The following is an 18,939-nucleotide window of genomic DNA, read 5'->3' as shown; positions in this document are numbered from 1 at the left end:
TCGAGTCTTACCTCAACTGAAAGGAATATACGAGCGGTAAATGAGATGTTTCAAGCGCGATTCGGTCATGGACTCTTTTTCATGACAAAAAAAGACCGCCCACGCGGACGATCTTTCACTCATTATCTTACTTCGACCCAGCCTTTTTTAATAGCGGTAACGACGGCTTGGGTACGATCATTGACGTTCATTTTTTGCAGGATGTTACTGACGTGGTTTTTTACCGTTTTTTCACTGATGTATAGAGCATCTCCAATGCCACGGTTGCTTTTTCCGTCAGCTAGAAGCTGCAACACTTCACATTCACGGCGTGTGAGTAAATGAAGCGGACGACGCACCTCTACCTGTTGGAAACCCTTACCTTTCCCTTCATCATTGGCTAGGCGACGATAGTCTTTAATAAGGTTATGGGTCACGCGTGGATGTAAGTAAGATCCACCTTCAGAGACGACTTTGACTGCTTCGATTAAAGCATCCGCGTCCATTTCTTTTAATAAATAACCCATAGCTCCTGATTTCAAGGCGTGTGTAACGTAGTTTTCATCATCATGAATGCTCAAAATGATCACTTTCGTATTTGGGAACTTGTCCACAAGCGCACGTGTTGCTTCTACTCCGTTGACTTCCGGCATATTGATATCCATTAACACAACGTCCGGATTATGTTCGATGACAAGCTTCATTGCTTCCGATCCGTCGTCTCCTTCAGCTACCACATCAAATGATTCTTCAAATTCTAAAATCCGCTTAACTCCTTCACGGAATAATTGATGATCATCAATAATAATGATTTTTGTTTTCATTTTTCTTCCCCCTTTATACAATGCTATTCCAATATAGGAATACTAATCATGACTACAGTTCCTTTGTTCGGTTTAGATTGAATCGAAAGTTCTCCCTCTAGAAGCTCTAGTCGTTCCTTCATCCCAATGATGCCAAATGACCCTTTCTTTTTCTCGGTGACATCGAACCCTTTTCCATTATCTTTCACGACAACTAGTACATTCTGTTTATTGATTTCTAACTTGACAGTAATCTCAGTTGCTTCAGCATGCTTCAACGCATTTTGAACAGATTCTTGTATAAGTCGGAACAAGGCTACCTCTAACTTGGCTGGTAAGCGTTTTTCGCCCCCTATATTGACAAAATGAAGTTGTGTCGATTTACTTAATGATTGTATATATTCTTCAATGGTTGCTAAATATTTTTTTATCGTTGGGATTAAACCTAAATCATCTAAAGCCATAGGACGTAAATCATAGATAATCCTTCTCACTTCATACAATGCAGAACGAACCATCTTTTTCAAACTACGAAGTTCCTGAAATGCTTCCTCTATATCGCGTTCTTTATATAGTTTCTCTATTAAGTCCGATCGCAATAAAACGTTGGCCATCATTTGCGCGGGACCGTCATGAATTTCTCTTGATAGCCTTTTTCTTTCCTCCTCTTGAGCTTCCATAATTTGAAACCCAAACTCCTGCTTCAAACGAGCATCTTCTAGCACTTCACCAATCTTCTTCATGTCCTGGTTCAAGTAGTTTAAAACAACCGATACTTGTGCGACAAGATGTTCCGCTCGCTGAATCGTGGACTCAATTGAGATTAGTCTTCTTTCTAAATCATTTCGCTTTTCAATGAGCTGCTTCTCGCTTTGGCGTGAGATCAGTAGCTTTAGTTGCAAGTCATGCGCTCTTTCATACGTCTCGCGAACAAATTCTTCAGAGTAGGAGTGAAAATTCTTACTCACTTCCGCTAGCCTTTTGCGCGCCATATTTACTTTCAATTCAAGTTGATCTTGCTCCTCGATTAGCGTATGTACTTGATCGCGAACAGTATTCAGTTCAACAAGTAAGATTTGATGGTCCTTTCTACTTTGTTCTGCAATAGTGAAAATTTCTCCTTTACTATTGTCCACGGTTTCGATGATTTTTTTTAATATCGTATCTAAAACGGATATATTATTGTTCGAATTAAACATAGAACGTCCTTCCTCCGACAATACCATTTTACCTGTATCTCCACTTTTTCACTAGAAAGAACAGACGGTTTTATGGAAATTTAATCAAAAAGGCATATAAGTATCATATTTGTAACATATCAGTAGGTCTTAAGACTTTATAATTATCAACAAATTTCATACTTATTATGCAACCATTATGGCCTAAACCTACTTTAAAGTGATGACGATTGTATTATAACATGTAAACTTTTAACTTAGCTTAAAGTTGCATGACCTTTTGATTAAAAATTGATGTCAACGGAGATATCTCTTTTTTCTTTTTCTATTTTTATATATTATAAGTGTGATTCATTTCCTATTACTAGTTACAAAAATTGATGACGATATTTTTTCGTATGAATTGGAGGCAGGTCCATTGTTATCTCAATATTATACAGTTAAAGGCTACGGTGAACATGAAATTATTATACAAAAATCAAGATTTATTGCCTATGTTAACCGTGCGGAAACGGAAGAAGAAGCCCAGCAATTTATCGCAGACATCAAAAAACAGCATTGGAACGCTACGCATAATTGCTCTGCTTATATGATCGGAGAAACAAATTCGATTCAAAAAGCAAACGATGATGGCGAACCGAGCGGAACAGCAGGTGTTCCCATGCTTGAGGTGTTGAAAAAACGAAATTTAAAAGACACAGTCGTTGTCGTTACCCGTTACTTCGGCGGCATTAAATTAGGAACGGGCGGATTAATTCGCGCTTATGGCAAAGCAACGTCTGAAGGAATTACCACAACTGGTGTTGTTGAGCGTCGCCTTATGCAAATTATGAAAACAACGATTGACTATACTTGGCTCGGCAAAATTGAAAATGAATTACGCTCATCCATTTATACCATTAAAGACATTCATTATCTAGATACTGTCGAAATCGAAACCTTCGTCAAAGAAAACGAAAAAGAGGCATTTACTCAGTGGATGACGGAATTAACGAACGGACAAGCTATTATTCACGAAGGCGAAGTCCTTTACCAAGAACAACTGATTGACAACAATTAAAAAAATAAAATTTACTGTTAAATCTAATCATAGTAAAATAAAGTGTGGGTTATTTGATCAAAACACGATTCACCATGTTGAAATTAGCTATTCCCTTAGCAAGATTAATTATTGAAGGAGCTTAGGAAAATTTATGCCAACCGAAAGACAACGTACGCAAATGCGCAAGAGGCGAAGAAGACAGCGCCGCCTTGTGTTTCTTGTGCTACTCCCACTACTATTTCTCACATTTACTGCCGCTGGTTATGGTGCCTTTTTATACAAAAAGGCCGAATCCGTTTTCAAAGACTCTTATCTTGATGACGGACGTCATAAATCTGAGCTTCGCGATGCGAAAGTTCACCCGTTAAAAGATAATATTTCTATCTTGTTTATCGGCGTAGATGAAAGTGAATCACGAAAGAAAGAATTCGGGGATAAAACACGTTCAGACGCTTTAATGCTAGCCACATTAAACATCGAAGATAAATCGATTGAGTTAGTCAGCATCCCTCGGGACTCTTACGTGTATGTCCCAGAAGTGGGATACAATACAAAGATCAACCATGCCCATGCTTACGGTGGTCCAAAAGCGACCATTGAAACAGTCGAGGAATTGTTCGGACTACCTGTTGACTATTATGTGCGAATGAATTTCTACGCATTTATGGACGTAGTCGATGCACTCGGCGGAATTCCGTTTGATGTTCCCTATGAATTAGTGGAGAAAGACTCTAGAGATTCACACAACGCCATCCATTTAAAGGAAGGAAAACAAACTCTGAATGGCGAAGAAGCGTTAGCATTAGCCCGTACTCGTAAATACGATAGCGATATCGAACGTGGTGAACGTCAACAACAATTATTGACAGCAGTGGTCAAAAAAGCGATCTCTGTCAATTCTCTTACGAAGTATGATGAAATTCTAGATGCTGTCGGTGCCAATATGCGAACGAATATGACATTTGGAGAAATGAAGGCTCTTATCGAATACGGAAAATCTGGAAGTCTAAAGTTTGAAACCATCACTTTAGCAGGTACCGATGGAAAATCAAACAACGGCGCCTATATTTACCAACTAGATGAAACAGAACTCGAAGTCACTAAGAGCAAGCTCGCTAGACATCTTGGACTAGAGAATTAAATAGACAACACAGTACCGAAATATGGTACTGTTTTTTTCTGTTCACCGTCGGTATGAACGAGCAATCACTATAAATCTATCACTATCTCAACTAAAACAAAAAGCGGTCGAAATCAATCGACCGCTTTTTGTTTCTTTATATTAATTCTTTTTGACTCGAACGCGCATCAAATTCATTAACGGCTTATAATTGGAGCCAACAAGCCCGACACTTTCGACAAACAATTCAATCGCCACAACTAAAACAGCGATAAGGACGATCGCTCCCCAAATCGTTGCCATCGTAAAAATCACCGCAGCCAAACCAAACATTGAGGCAATCGCATAGATAATGACAACTGTTTGCTTATGCGTATAACCCATGCGTAGCAAACAATGATGCAAATGCGATTTATCTGGAGCAGATAGCGGTTGCTTGTTCACTTTCCGTCTAATGATCGCAAAGAATGTATCTGTAATCGGCACACCGAGAATAATAATCGGAATAATTAACGAGACGACCGTTACATTTTTGAATCCCAGCAAAGCGAGCACCGAAATAATGTAGCCTAAAAATAGCGCACCTGTGTCTCCCATAAAGATCTTTGCCGGATGAAAGTTATAATGTAAAAACCCAAGCGTGCTTCCTAATACAAGTAAAGCGACACTCATTACATATAAATCACCTTTCATGAACGCCATTAGGCTAATCGTAAACAAGGCGATTGATGACACACCAGCGGCTAGTCCATCTAGTCCATCAATTAAATTAATCGCATTCGTAATGCCGACAATCCAAAGAATCGTCAGCGGAATGCTAAAGTAGCCAAATTCCATTTGACCACCGAACGGAAGGTTAATATCTTCCATTTGTACACCACCATACACAACGACTACAAGTGCGGCAAGCAGCTGTCCAGCAAGCTTGACTTTAGCGGATAATTCAAAGCGGTCATCGAGCACTCCTGTGATGATAATGATCACGCCACCAAGAATAATCGCAACATTGAAATCCGCTTGTGGTTGTAGCACGAACATTCCAATCATGAAGCTAATAAAAATCGCTAATCCTCCCATTCGGGGCATAATTCTCTGGTGTACTTTACGATAATTCGGTTTGTCCACTGCACCAACAGCAATCGCCAGTTTCTTGACAAGCGGCGTGATTGCTAACGATGCGATTAAACAAATCACAAAGGCAAGGGCAACCATGTAGTACCTCCTTAAATAATGAACAAATGGATATATTTTTATCTTAAAATCATTGAAGTCAACATCATTATTTTTTACAACATAAAATAATTTTACAGCAACTCATCTTACATTTTCTCATAAACTGTTTTTTTTTCAACAATTTAATTGTAAATTTTTCAGTTACAAACATTTTACAATTACACCCCCCTTTTTAAAATCCGTGATAGGACACTACATTCGTCAAATAAACAGGTTAAAAATCATTTTTCGAAATTGTCACGCGAATTCCGTTATGATAGTCAATCGTTTCGTATTTTGGTAAGATTAAATAATGATTTGAATTGATTTTCGAGTGAATTACTCTAAGGGAGCGTAAAAATACATGATTTCGTTTTTTAAAAAGCTAAGCGATTCAAATGATCAACGCTTAAAAAAATATTATAAACTCGTCGAACAAATAAATGCATTAGAAACCACTTTCGAAGGACTTACAGATGAGGAATTAACTCAAAAAACGGTGGGTTTTAAAGAAAGATTAGCCAGCGGGGAAACGATTGATGACATTAAAGTCGAAGCATTTGCCGTCGTCCGCGAGGCATCTAAACGCGTGCTTGGCATGAGGCATTATGATGTACAGCTGATTGGTGGTCTTGTGCTAACGGATGCTAATATCGCTGAGATGCCTACAGGTGAAGGGAAAACACTCGTGGCTTCGCTTCCAAGCTATTTGCGTGCCCTTGAAGGAAAAGGAGTTCATGTCATTACCGTCAATGAATATTTAGCTGAGCGTGACCGTCAAACAATTGGACCGCTTCATGAGTTTCTTGGCTTAACCGTCGGATTAAACCTCCCTCTGATGGACCCTCATCAAAAACAAGCAGCTTATCGAGCGGACATTACATATGGAGTTGGAACTGAATTTGGCTTTGACTATTTAAGAGATAACATGGTGTGGCATCCGAGTCAACGAGTGCAGCGCCCATACCATTTCTCCATCATTGATGAAGTCGATAGCGTGTTAATTGATGAAGCAAAAACACCGCTCATCATTGCTGGAAAAATGCCAGGAAGCTCTGAGCTCCATTATATTGGTGCGCGTGTAGCGAAACGATTCAAAAGAGATGAAGACTACCATTTAGATGATGAAACAAAAGCAGTTAGCCTCACCGATCAAGGCATTGAAAAGGTGGAAAAAGCGTTTGATGTAGATAATTTATATGATCTTGAGCATCAAACGCTGTATCATTATATGATTCAAGCCGTGCGTGCTCACGTGATGTTTACACGGGATGTAGACTATATCATTAAAGACGGAAAAATTTTGCTTGTGGATATGTTCACGGGTCGGACAATGGAAGGCCGTTCATTAAGCGATGGACTGCATCAAGCCATTGAAGCAAAAGAAGGTCTCGAAATCACCGATGAAAATAAAACACAAGCATCCATTACAATCCAAAACTACTTCCGCATGTACCCTCACCTTTCCGGAATGACAGGGACAGCAAAAACGGAAGAAAAAGAATTTGAACAAGTATACAATATGATGGTCATTCAAATTCCAACGAATCGACCGAAACAACGGGTGGATATGCCAGACTACATCTTTTCAACATCCGATCAAAAGTATCAAGCAGTCACAGAAGAAGTAAAGAAAAGGTATGGAACGGGACAACCAGTACTTGTTGGAACGACGTCAATCCTACAATCCGAAAAAGTGGCCGAGTACTTTACACAAGCTGGACTAACCTTTGAGCTATTAAACGCAAAAAGTGTCGAGCAAGAAGTCGAATTAATCTCAAAAGCAGGACAAAAAGGACAAATTACGATCGCTACCAATATGGCGGGTCGAGGAACAGATATCCTGTTAGGGGAGGGTGTCGCTGGGCTTGGAGGACTGCACGTGATCGGGACAGAACGTCATGAAAGCCGCCGCGTCGATAATCAGCTGAAAGGACGTTCCGGACGTCAAGGGGACCCGGGCTCAAGCCAATTCTTTATTTCATTAGCAGATGATATGTTCAGACGATTTGCTAAAGAAGAATTAGAGAAAATGGAAAAGAAGCTAGACATCGATGAAAACGGCCTTGTGCTGAACAAGAAAATTCATGAATTTGTTGATCGCACTCAACGCATTGTAGAAGGCGCCAACTTTTCGATGCGAGAATATAACTTAAAACTAGATGATGTCATTAATGAACAACGTAATATTATTTATAGCCTAAGAAACAAAATGGTCAATGAAGAAGAAATATTTGACCATTTCCTTAACATGGTCAAGCAAGCGAGCCACGATGAAGTCGAACACATTTGTCATGAAGAGATCGAAGCAGGCGAATGGGATATGAAACAACTGAAAGCCAATGTAGAATCCATTCTTGGAGGACGCTCAATTTCCTTGCCAGAAGACATCACAAGCAGAGAAGAAATTCAACAAATCGTTAAGCAAGCAACTGACAGCTACTATGAAGAGTTACAAACGCTAGCAGAGCCTTCATGGGACGACTATATTAAACAAATTACCCTCTCAAATATTGATCGCCTGTGGGTAAGCCACATCGAAAATATGACAAGGCTGAAAGAAGGAATCGGTCTTCGCTATTACCAGCAGGAAGACCCGATGCGGATTTATGCACGTGAAGGGCTCGAAATTTTCACAATGATGCACCATCAGCTACAAAAAAACATCGCCATTCAATTCGGTTCATTTGTGAACGAACTAACTAAAAAGGAGTAGTCAGCTTATGTTATCTTTTTTCAAAAAGAAAAGTAATGATAAAAGCAAATTAAAAAACGACGGCCTCGAAAGCACGGTGCCATCCAGTGAATTAACAAACAATGACACTCAAGAATCAACAGAGGAAGTCGAAACACCGCTTTCCATTCATCCAGCGGCGACGATTTCGAAAGAACAAATGTATGTGCTGCGCTTTTTAAACAATGAGCTGCCATTACTAAAGGCAAACCAGCTATCTTTATCAGGGATCGAATGGGAAGAACAACCAGAAGGATTAGCTGTTTCCGCCTTCGTTCGCAACTCCGTTGATAAAGACCTTCAACTAGGAGAAGTTAGCCTACTACTGATTAATGAACAAAAACAAGTGAAAGCAAAGCATCTATTTAATATGAAAGAGGTTGGCAGTCTACCGGCGAAAAGCAGTCGTCCATGGACATTCACGTTCCCAGCTAAAACGCTCGATCCATCCGTTGATTTAGCAAAGGAAGATTGGACACTTGCTTTTGATTTGACCTCTACAAAGCATGAATTAGATTTAGCGCCTTCGTGGGAAGAAGCCTTACCAGAAGCGCAAAAAGAACAATTACGAAAAGTCGTGGAAGAACTTGGAGAACCGAACAAAAATGAACTCAACTTTACCGGCCTACAAGCCAATTTCGCAGCCGACGGTCAATTTCATGTCACCTTGTTAATGCGCAACGGCTATGAGAAAAATTTAAAAATCGAACAGTTGCCACTGCAAGTACTAGATCATCAAAAGGAAGTCATTGCAGAAGGACAGTTCACGTTCGAGGGTTTCGAAGTCAAAGCGAACACAACGAAGCCATGGACCGTCATTTTCCATAAAGAGCTAGTGAAGATCGAACAACCCGATTTAACCACCTGGAGCGTTCGAGTAAAAGGATAGTTTACTAGAATAAAAAATGATGATATTCCATCCAAGATATGAAATTTTTTCTTGTGAATATAAGTAGATATGTTACAATAAAAATATAGTTTTCCGTTTTGTAAGTTATCGATAATATAGTGGCAACGGTTGGTGGTGGCCCGAAAGCACTTGCTCTTTGTAGCAGGTGCTTTTTTCTGTACAAAAAAAGATGCAGACATGTTGCCTACATCCTTTCTAGTTGATTAATAAAACCGTTTAAAGCTATCAAACTTCGGTTTAAAATAGGAATTATCTAAACTAGTAATTGTAATCCCTTGAGACGAGCTTGCTTGAATAAATTGATTGTTTCCAAGATAAATCCCCATATGTGAGATCCCTTGTTTATATGTGTTATTAAAAAAGACGATATCGCCAGGCTGAGGATTAGATACGAAGTAAGAACGACTGTAATACCCTTCCGTATTCGTTCTAGGTAACTTCTTCCCAACTTGGTTAAATACATAGTAAATATATCCGCTGCAATCGAAACCAGACGGCTGTGCGCCTCCCCACACGTATGGCACACCCATATGCTTTTTCGCTTCAGCAAGCAAGCGAGCCACAGAAAAAGACCCACCAGATGGCTGTTCAGGTTTATCGACAACAGGTGGCTGACCACCATCATCTGTCACCTTTAATGTTTGTCCAACATAAATAAAATCGGAAGTTAAACCATTTAATTGCTTCAATTGCTGTACGCTCATATTAAACAAAATAGCAATTAAACTTAAGGAGTCGCCATTTTTCACCACGTATGTACCACTAGACGTAGGCGGCTTTGGCTTCGATGTTGGTGGCTCCGGCTTCGGTTGAGGAGGTATCCCACTCACCTTCAACTTTTGTCCGACATAAATGATATGCGATTGCAAGCCATTTAGTTGCATTAATTGCGTCACACTCATTTTATGCAGTGCCGCAATTTTACTTAAGGAATCTCCACTTTGAACTGTGTATGTACCCGATGTAGTAGGTGGTTTGCTTGGCGGTTTCGGTTGAGGCGGTGCCCCACTCACCTTCAACTTTTGTCCAACGTAAATGACGTGTGAGCTCAAGCCATTTAACTGCATTAATTGCGTCACACTCATTTTATGCAGTGCCGCGATCTTACTTAAGGAATCTCCACTCTGAACTGTGTATGTACCCGATGTAGTAGGTGGTTTGCTTGGCGGCTTCGTTTGGGACGGTGTCCCACTCACCTTCAACTTTTGTCCAACGTAAATGACGTGTGAGCTCAAGCCATTTAACTGCATTAACTGCGTCACACTCATTTTATACTTGGCTGCGATCTTGCTTAAAGAGTCACCGCTTTGGACCGTGTAGGTCGAAGCTGATGCTGTCACAAAGGGTTCTGTCTCGCTAACAGAAGTAGCCGGTTCAGATGATGCTTGGCCGCTGACAGTCAACTTTTGACCTGCATAAATGTTCGTTGACTTTAATCCGTTCAATTCCTGCAATTGAGCGATACTCATATTATAAATTGTAGCAATCGCAGACAGTGAGTCGCCTCCTTGGACAATGTATGTCTTCGCCCCAGAGACTTGTTTCGGCACGTGAGCATTTGTTGCTTGAATAGCTGGTTGTTCCTCCTTCACTGGTGGTTCTTCTTTAACCAGTAAAGGTTCGCCGATCACCTTCAATGCTTGCCCCAGGTGAAGGAGAGTCGTTGTTAATTCATTCAGCTCTTTCAGCTGATCCACTTCCATTTGATAGAGTGTAGCAATCGAAGCGAGCGTATCCCCCTCTTTCACAATGTAAGTTGGATGATTAACTTCAACAGGCACCTCAATATCTGCACTAATTTTCAATGTTTGATCTGCATACAGTTGATCACTGTTTAATTCATTTATTTTTTTTAGAACTTCTAAATCGACATTATATGTTTTGGCAATGCTCTCAAGCGTCTCACCAGGCTTAACCACGTGGTTTTCCGCTGCTTCTACCGCTGTAACAGCGCTAGCTGAAATCACCACTGCTGTCGATAAGGTGAATAGAGTTTTTTTCATTTCGACTCTCCTCTCGCATGAAGCTTCTTGAACGAATCACTTTTTTCTTTATATCGACCCACTTCGGGTAGACTTAATATACATCCATTTTTAAACATCTTTATACCTACTATATTTTTTAACTTTTCCACCAAAATCCATTTTATCATGAAAAAAGATACAGTTTAAAAGTATGTAAAATACTTGATAGCAAAACTATGGCTGATCAGCTAAATTCATCTTTTACCAATTGGATAGTACTGAACTCCTGTTGCTTTCATCTCCCCCATCGAAAAACAATTTCGCCCATCGATGACAATCGGATCGTTCAATAATTGATGAAATTGTTGAGGAGAGACCTTTTTGATATCGGTCCATTCCGTTAAGATTAAGGCAACATCGCTACCTTGGAGGGCCTCTTCAATTGAAGTAGTATAAGCAATACGGTCTTGAAAAATAAGACGCGCATTAGCAGTAGCCGCTGGGTCGTAACCAATAACGGTTGCCTTTTCCTCTAACATGGCTTCAATCACCGTAATCGATGGGGCTTTTCTCATATCATCGGTGTTCGGCTTAAACGAAAGCCCAAGCACTGCCACTTGCTTACCTGTTAGCGGAGACATCACTGTTTTCACCTTGTTAATAAAGTAGTCCATTTGGAGCTCATTAGCTCTTTTTGCCGCTTCAACAGTTGTGAGCTGAACGTCATATTCACTCGCTAAATGCAACAGCGCGGTAATATCCTTAGGAAAGCAAGATCCCCCATAACCAACTCCTGCTTGTAAAAACTGGCGGCCAATCCGGTCATCCATTCCCATTCCTGTTGCCACATCCTCAATATTTCCTCCTACCTTCTCCACCAGGCGTGCCATTTCATTGATAAAACTAATTTTCGAAGCTAAAAAGGCATTAGACGCATACTTAATCAATTCGGCGCTGTTTAAATCCGTTGTAAACAGTGGGCGGTCAAGCGGTTTATACAGACGTTTTATTGCGTCAGCCGTTCGTTCATCCTCCGCTCCAATAATGATGCGGTCTCCATGAAAGGCATCGTGAAGAGCAGACCCTTCGCGTAAAAATTCTGGGGTCGATGCGATGGAAAATGCCACTTGAGCTGTTTGCGCTTGTTGAATCCACACTTTCATTTTTTGGCTTGTCCCCGGTAGAACGGTGCTTTTGATAACCGCGATAAAATCTGGGCGAGCGGCATATTTTCCGATCTCACTCGCGAGTGTACGGAGCGATTCTAAGTCGGCGTCCCCATTCGGTAAAGACGGTGTCCCAACAGTGATAACAATCATTTCAGCAGCAGTCAGCGCTCGTTGCGGATCACTTGTAAACGAAAGCTTATCCCCATATGTATGTAGAGCTACTTCCAATCCAGGCTCAAAGATTGGCAGCTGCTTCTTTTTTAATTGCTTAATTTTAGACGTATCTGTATCTAGGCATATGACCTCACAGCCTACATGAGCGAGGACAATCGCTGTAACGATACCCACATAACCCATGCCGGCCACGGTTACTTTTTTCATATTAGACGACCTTCCTCTTCTTTCGTTGCTTCATTTACTATACAAAAAAAGACAGCTATCAACAAATCATTGATAGCCGTCTTTTCCTTCCCTATTTAGCTTGTAAAAAGACATTTCGACTCGCTTCAATCGCTAATTTACTTCCTCCCTGTCCGTTGACCCCTTCCACCATCAGGGCTAACATCAACGTAGGGTTATTCTGATCGTAAGTGACAAACAGCCCATTTTCTTTTCCTTTTGTTCCTTGAACTGCTTTTAATTCAGCTGTGCCTGTTTTGCCAGCTAACGCTAAGCTTGGCACATCCGCTGATTTCGCCGTTCCTTTTTGAACGACAAGTCGCAAATCTTGTTGCAACATCTTGGCATCCTCTACTGTCAACAAGCCTTTTTTCCATTGTTTTGGCTGCGTGTTAGCAAATAGCTGTGGCTTCATCATCGTTCCATCATTGACAATCGCCCCATATATCGAAGCCAGATGAAGCATGCTCGTTAGTACTTCGCCTTGACCATAGCCTGTATCGCTTAACAATAACTCTTTATTCAAATCGCCACTATTTGAAATTTGTGATTTTCGAATCGGATAGTCGAATGGCACCTTTTCAGTAAAACCGAATGCTTTCATTCCCGATACCATTTTTTCTGGACCGATTTCTAGTGCCGTTTGGGCAAAGTAAATATTGTCAGAATAAGTGAGTGCTTCTTGTAAGTTGACTGGCTGACCGATATCCTTTACCCGAGTGACGCGATAACTTCCCCATGAAGTATCCTTTTGCCATTGCAACCCTTGAATATCTCGCTCTTTTTTCGGGTCAAGTGTCCCCTCTTTTAAACCGATCGCTGCGGTCAACGGCTTGATCGTAGAACCAGGTGAATAAGTCGCCGCAAATCGATTGAGCAGTGGCTTCTTCGGATCGCTTTCTAATTCTTTGTAGCGTTCATTGCTTACACCACGCACAAATTCATTCGGGTCAAACGCTGGAGAGCTCGTGAGCGTTAACACCTCTCCTGTTGTCGGATGAATAGCAGCGGCAGTACCCGGCATCCCTTTGAATTGCTCATATACATTTTTTTGCAGTTCTGCATCAATCGCTACTTTGACATCCTTTCCGTTTTGAGCAGGTGTTTCAGCTAACGTTACCGGTTCTGCTTTCGCTTTTTTAATGTAAATTCGATGCCCGTTCTTTTCCTTCAGTTCGTCTTCTAATAACTGCTCAAGTCCGCGTTTGCCAATTTGGTCATGCTCTGTATACCCTTTATCCTTTAATTTTTTCAGCTCATCTCCATTAATCGCGCCAATGTAGCCCGTTAAATGAGCTGTCGCTTCTTTATACGGATATTCACGCATCGAAATTGCCTCGACCGTTGCCCAAGGTAGCTCCTGAAGCTTGACCACCGTTTGTTGCTCGCTATAAGCTAGCTTCTTCAACGGAACAAAATAGCCTGGCTGTACCCAGCTTTGCTTCAGCTGTTCGTCAATAAATTGTGGCTCAATCTGAAGCAACTGAGCGACTTTCGCTTTCGCCTCAGCATTCTCATCTATTTCCCCCGCGCTTATCCCCGCCATATAACCTCGACCATTGATCGCTAACGAGTTGCCATTGCGGTCAAAAATTTGCCCACGTATCCCCTTTAACGTTTCAACACGAATCTTGTCACCTTCATCTAATTCAGGAAAAATATACGTCGTATCCCAGTCGATAAACCAGCTTTCTCCTTCTTCTGTTTCTTTCAACTTTAAGACAGCTGTCTTTTCAAACTGGATCGGTCCTGCTAACGTATCCATTTCCACCTTGATTGGAATTTCCGCTCGCTTTTCCTCTCCCCAATCTTTCTCCTCTTTTGCAAGAGAAGTGACTTTAAAGTTTTTCACCTCTAAATCTTCATAAATCGCCTGATAGCGCTCGCTAAAATCCTTCTCCTTCACTTTTTCTTTCACAGTAGGAGAGACATACGTTTTGTACATGCTACTAAACTTTTGTTGATTCCATAGCTTGACATATTCATTAAGACGCTCTTCTGGAGAAGGCATCCGGTTGCAGGCCGCAAGACTGAACATCAACAAGAGTAGCCCGGTCATCCATATGTATTTCTTCATCTTCTCACCTCGGGGTTTTTATGATCACATCTAACTTCTTCTTAATTATAACAGGAAAAATCTAGTTATTTATGATAAGTTTTTTCGCATGTGATACGTAGCTATGTAACACCATTCCAAGAATAATCAACAACATGCCAAAACAAAATAAAAAAGCGCCGGCAAAAAGAAATTCTTTTCACCAGCAGCTTTTCGTTTATTATGCCCAATAAGCGACGGAACGCTTTTTCAGCATTTCACGGTTTTGTTCAGTTGTTTTTCTTAACACTTCGTTTGTTTCTTGGTCAATGATCACACCGTAGCGACGGATAAGGTCGAGAAGGTCAATCTCTCCTGCTTCGAACTTAGCTAACACGCTATCAACATCTTCATTTAACCAATCTTTACGTGCATTACGAATAAATTCTCTTTCCTTCTGAGTCGCTTCTTCATCAATTTCGAATAAATCGATGTCACGATCGATTTCGCGGATGACAACGCCATAATCTTTTTTCGCACGTTCGATGGACACGTACTCGTCGATGACGTCTTCCATAACTGCTTGCGGATCACGCTCTAACGGATCACCTAATCCACCGCCACCTGCTGATGGTCTTGTGAATTGATCCCCTTGTTTCAATTTCACATTCGAGAAGATTGCTCCCAAGAAATGCTCTTCTTCTGTGTCTTTATTTAACCATGCGCCATGAGGAGTAGAAGGAAGTCCGCCGAAAATTCCCCATGTCACCGAGCGAGAGCGGTCACAGCAATAAGACATGACCGTGTCATTCGCTGCCGTTAAAATACCACCTTTTTCAATTCCGCAGCCGCCGCGGAATTTCCCTGGTCCGGCTGAGTCAGTGACGATCTCATGCTTTGTTGTGATTACCGGAGATAAGCGTTCTTGCCCTTCACAAGGCTGAATACTAAGTCCGACACCGAATACTGGAGATAAAGCATTCGCTCCATCCTTTGAGTTACGGCCTCCATGTCCACCGGCCATCCAGTCGTACCACATAAAGTAGTTGTCATAGCCTTCTCGTTTGTCCCAACCACCGATTAATAAGTACTCAAGGTTAAAGGAACAAGCAAGCGCGCGTTCTGGCATGACATGGGACCAAAGCTCAAAGCAAGCATTCATAATTTTTTCATAAGCTCCCGAACAGAAGCCTGTGACCGCCACTGGCCAGCCCGCATTAACGACTGAATTTTCAGGTAAATGAACGTGAACCGCACGGTAGAAACCTGAGTTTAATGGTACATCTGGGAAGAATGTTTTCGTTCCCGCATAAGCAGCCGATAAAGAAGCGCCGAATCCAGCGTTCAAGAAACAGCCGATATAGCTATGAGATCCTGTTAAATCGTAGAAAATTTCATCTCCTTTGATCGTCATTTTTACTTTAATCGGGATCAGTCCTTCACCGACAGCTGGGTCCATGTCGATATAGTCGGTTGTTTCCCATTCACCATCAGGAAGTTCTGCTACTTTCACACGTGTTAAACGCTCAACATAATCCTGTACTTCTCTAAATGCCGTTAAAATCGTATCTAGTCCGTATTTTTCTACTAGAGCAATTAATTGTCTTTCTCCTGTTTTTGTTGCTTCTGCTTGTGAACGCAAATCTCCAAGACGTTCTTCTGGTACACGCATATTCGATACGAGCACATTAGCTACGTCGTGAAGATACTCCCCTTTGCTCCAAATACGAAGCGGTGGAATCCGCATTCCTTCACCGTAATGATCTTTTGAGTTAACATCAAATGAACCTGGCACCGACCCACCCATATCTGCCCAGTGACCATTCAATTGCATAAAGGCAATCAATTTGTCACCATGGAAGACTGGACGAATAACACGAGTATCACTAAAGTGAGTACCCCCGCGATACGGATCGTTGACGATGAACACGTCACCAGGGTGAATGTCATCTCCAAAATCTTCAATAACGGCTTTTGCTGTTAAATGTAGTGTTCCAACGTGTACGGAAATATCTTGTGTACCTTGCATCACTGTATTTCCTTCTGCGTCACAAAGCGCCGCACTGAAATCACGATTGTAAATAACGAACGAATAACAAGTTCGTAATACTTGCTCAGACATTTGGTCTACTAAGTTCACAAAACCATTTTTCAATACCTCAAACGTTACCGGATCTAGTTTACTTTCAAATACAGTACTCATTTCTCCACCCCTTCTACTATTTGAATTAGTTCAATGTTGGTTGTTTTTTTGCTGCTGCTTTTTCTTCTGTTTCACTTTGCTCTTGATGTGTCATAATGATGTTACGGTATTCATCCACTTTCACAGTGAAATCAGGTGGTACAACAATTGTTGCATCAAGCTGATCGATGATAGCTGGACCACTAAATTCAGAAAGCACTGGAATTAGTTTACGATTATATACTTGTGTTTCAACGAATCCACCAGCTTCTTCAAAGTACACATCACGTGTTTCTTTTAATGCCTCTTCAAGAGAACCAGTTGACTCTTCTTTCGGGAACTCAGGCTTTTTCACTGTTCCAATCGCTTCTACACGCAAGCCGTAGATTTCAATACCTGTTTCTTTATCAGAGAAAGCGAACTCACGCTCATGCTCTTGGTGGAAACGCTCAACGGCATATTCAAGAGAAGTTAATGGGCGATCGACTGATACAGAAAGGGTTCTCCACTGTCCAACATAACGCATATCTACGTAACGGATTAGGTTCATATTTTCCGGCTCGATTCCTTCTTCTTCAAGTAATTGGATCGCTTCCTTCTCCATGCCGATGAATTCGTTTTCAAGATCATCTTTAGAAATGTCTACTACGTTACTTAAGTACGTTTTCGTTACGTCATGACGAACATCTACTAGTAAACATCCCATTGCAGCCGCTACACCTGGATGTGCTGGAACGATCACGTTTGGAATGTCCATTTCTTTAGCTAAATGAGCCCCATGAAGTGCTCCTGCTCCACCGAAAGCAACGAGAGCGAAATCACGCGGATCATAACCGCGACGAACAGAAATGAGACGAAGAGCGTCACACATATTCGCATTGGCTACTTTGATAATGGCATCAGCTGCTTCATTAACATCATAGTTAAATTTTTCGGCAATTTTTTCAACTACTTCTACAGACGCATCACGATCAATGGTCATTTGACCATCTAACAGTTTTGTACTTAAACGACCAAGAACTAGGTTCGCATCTGTATTTGTTGGTTCTGCACCACCGCGACCATAACATGCAGGTCCAGGTACCGCTCCCGCACTTTGCGGACCATTTCTTAAAGAACCACCTTCATCAACCCATGCTAGGCTTCCGCCACCGGCTCCGATTGTCAAAATTTCAATACTAGGGAAACCGATTGGATAACCGTATTCAATGTACCAGTCTTTCGTAATACGAAGATCATTGTCGTACATTAAAGAAATGTCGGTACTTGTTCCACCCATGTCTAAACCGATCGCATTTTTAAATCCGCACATATTGGCAATATGCTTACTCGCGATCGCACCAGCGGCAATACCTGAGCTTGCTAGACGAGCGGCATAGCGAGGCACGGTTTCCGATGTCATAACTCCTCCTCCTGAATGAAGAACGAGAATGTCGCCATCATAGCCAATATTTTTCATTTCTTTTTCAAGTGTTTTAATGTATTTAGAAATCGTTGGTCCAAGCACCGCATTAACAATCGTTGTACTCATACGCTCATGCTCGAAAATCTCTGGTAACGTTTCTGAAGATGTACAGATGTACACATCCGGTAATTCCTCTTGGAAAATCTCCTTCGCCCGCAATTCGTTCGTACCATTGACATACGCATTCATGAAACAAATGGCAATTGATTGAACACCACGTTTCTTTAATTTTTGAGCTAGTGTACGCACTTCTTGTTCGTCGATTTCCTGCATCATTTCCCCAGAATAATCAACACGCTCTGTTAGCTCGAAACGATCGCGACGCTTAATGTACGGATCAGCAACGTCATTGTACGCATCCCATAAATCTAACTTCGTACCACGACGAATTTCAGGTACATCACGGAATCCTTTCGTTGTCACTAACGCCGCTTTAGGCAACTTTCTTTCGATTAACGCATTCGTTCCCACTGTTGTTCCGTGAGAAAACATCGCAATTTGATCCCCTGTTAATTGCGCTTTAATGATCCCATCTAACATTCCTTTTTCCGGATTAGCTGGAGTAGAAGAGGTTTTCGTTACATAAATTTCTCCCGTTTCCTCATCAAACACAAACACATCCGTAAACGTACCCCCAACATCAACCGCTACATGATATTTACTCACCTAGTTCGCCTCCAATATATTTTTAATTATTTATTTTTTATCGTTATATCCTATTTCTTAAGCAAACGATGCTTCCCCCTT

The 18,939-nt window shown here is 41.3% G+C and carries 12 protein-coding genes; 4 read left to right on the top strand and 8 right to left on the bottom strand.

Annotation, left to right across the window (positions count from 1 at the left end; genetic code table 11):
- Positions 1–122 precede the first annotated feature (122 nt).
- Positions 123–803, bottom strand: a complete 681-nt coding sequence (locus CEF22_RS02665) for a response regulator (protein WP_095480956.1) — start codon at positions 801–803, stop codon at positions 123–125.
- A 23-nt stretch (positions 804–826) separates the two neighbouring features.
- Positions 827–1,981: a sensor histidine kinase gene (locus tag CEF22_RS02660; protein WP_095480957.1), complete on the bottom strand. Its 1,155-nt coding sequence runs from the start codon at positions 1,979–1,981 to the stop codon at positions 827–829.
- A 397-nt stretch (positions 1,982–2,378) separates the two neighbouring features.
- Here CEF22_RS02660 and CEF22_RS02655 point away from each other — a divergent pair, with 397 nt between their 5' ends.
- A complete protein-coding gene (locus tag CEF22_RS02655) occupies positions 2,379–3,020 on the top strand; it encodes a YigZ family protein (protein WP_100401645.1) in 642 nt (213 codons plus the stop codon).
- A 133-nt stretch (positions 3,021–3,153) separates the two neighbouring features.
- Entirely contained in the window at positions 3,154–4,143 is a 990-nt protein-coding gene (locus CEF22_RS02650; protein ID WP_100401644.1) for an LCP family protein, read from the top strand.
- 141 nt (positions 4,144–4,284) lie between these two features.
- Here the strand turns inward: CEF22_RS02650 and CEF22_RS02645 are convergent, their stop codons facing one another.
- A complete protein-coding gene (locus CEF22_RS02645; protein WP_095480960.1) occupies positions 4,285–5,334 on the bottom strand; it encodes a glycosyltransferase family 4 protein in 1,050 nt (349 codons plus the stop codon).
- Positions 5,335–5,698: 364 nt separating this feature from the next.
- Here CEF22_RS02645 and secA2 point away from each other — a divergent pair, with 364 nt between their 5' ends.
- On the top strand, positions 5,699–8,050 hold the full coding sequence (gene secA2, locus CEF22_RS02640) for an accessory Sec system translocase SecA2 (RefSeq protein ID WP_100401643.1): 2,352 nt from the start codon (positions 5,699–5,701) through the stop codon (positions 8,048–8,050).
- 7 nt (positions 8,051–8,057) lie between these two features.
- On the top strand, positions 8,058–8,957 hold the full coding sequence (locus CEF22_RS02635; protein WP_100401642.1) for an accessory Sec system S-layer assembly protein: 900 nt from the start codon (positions 8,058–8,060) through the stop codon (positions 8,955–8,957).
- Positions 8,958–9,181: 224 nt separating this feature from the next.
- Here the strand turns inward: CEF22_RS02635 and CEF22_RS02630 are convergent, their stop codons facing one another.
- The 5 genes from CEF22_RS02630 to CEF22_RS02610 form a co-directional block, all read right to left on the bottom strand.
- Complete coding sequence (locus tag CEF22_RS02630; RefSeq protein ID WP_100401641.1) at positions 9,182–10,981, bottom strand: C40 family peptidase; 1,800 nt, start codon at positions 10,979–10,981, stop codon at positions 9,182–9,184.
- Positions 10,982–11,196: 215 nt separating this feature from the next.
- Positions 11,197–12,492 (bottom strand): UDP-glucose dehydrogenase family protein, encoded by a 1,296-nt coding sequence (locus tag CEF22_RS02625; protein ID WP_100401640.1) that lies wholly within the window; start codon positions 12,490–12,492, stop codon positions 11,197–11,199.
- Between the two features lie 91 nt (positions 12,493–12,583).
- Positions 12,584–14,587 (bottom strand): penicillin-binding transpeptidase domain-containing protein, encoded by a 2,004-nt coding sequence (locus CEF22_RS02620; RefSeq protein ID WP_100401639.1) that lies wholly within the window; start codon positions 14,585–14,587, stop codon positions 12,584–12,586.
- Positions 14,588–14,786: 199 nt separating this feature from the next.
- Positions 14,787–16,748: a hydantoinase B/oxoprolinase family protein gene (locus CEF22_RS02615; protein ID WP_100401638.1), complete on the bottom strand. Its 1,962-nt coding sequence runs from the start codon at positions 16,746–16,748 to the stop codon at positions 14,787–14,789.
- Between the two features lie 25 nt (positions 16,749–16,773).
- A complete protein-coding gene (locus tag CEF22_RS02610; protein ID WP_100401637.1) occupies positions 16,774–18,858 on the bottom strand; it encodes a hydantoinase/oxoprolinase family protein in 2,085 nt (694 codons plus the stop codon).
- Positions 18,859–18,939 lie beyond the last annotated feature (81 nt).

It is taken from the genome of Bacillus sp. FJAT-42315 (genome assembly GCF_002797375.1).
In the GTDB taxonomy this organism is placed as follows: domain Bacteria; phylum Bacillota; class Bacilli; order Bacillales; family Domibacillaceae; genus Bacillus_CE.
The sequence above is the reverse complement of the archived record's forward strand: the minus strand, read 5'-3'. Positions and strand labels throughout refer to the sequence as shown.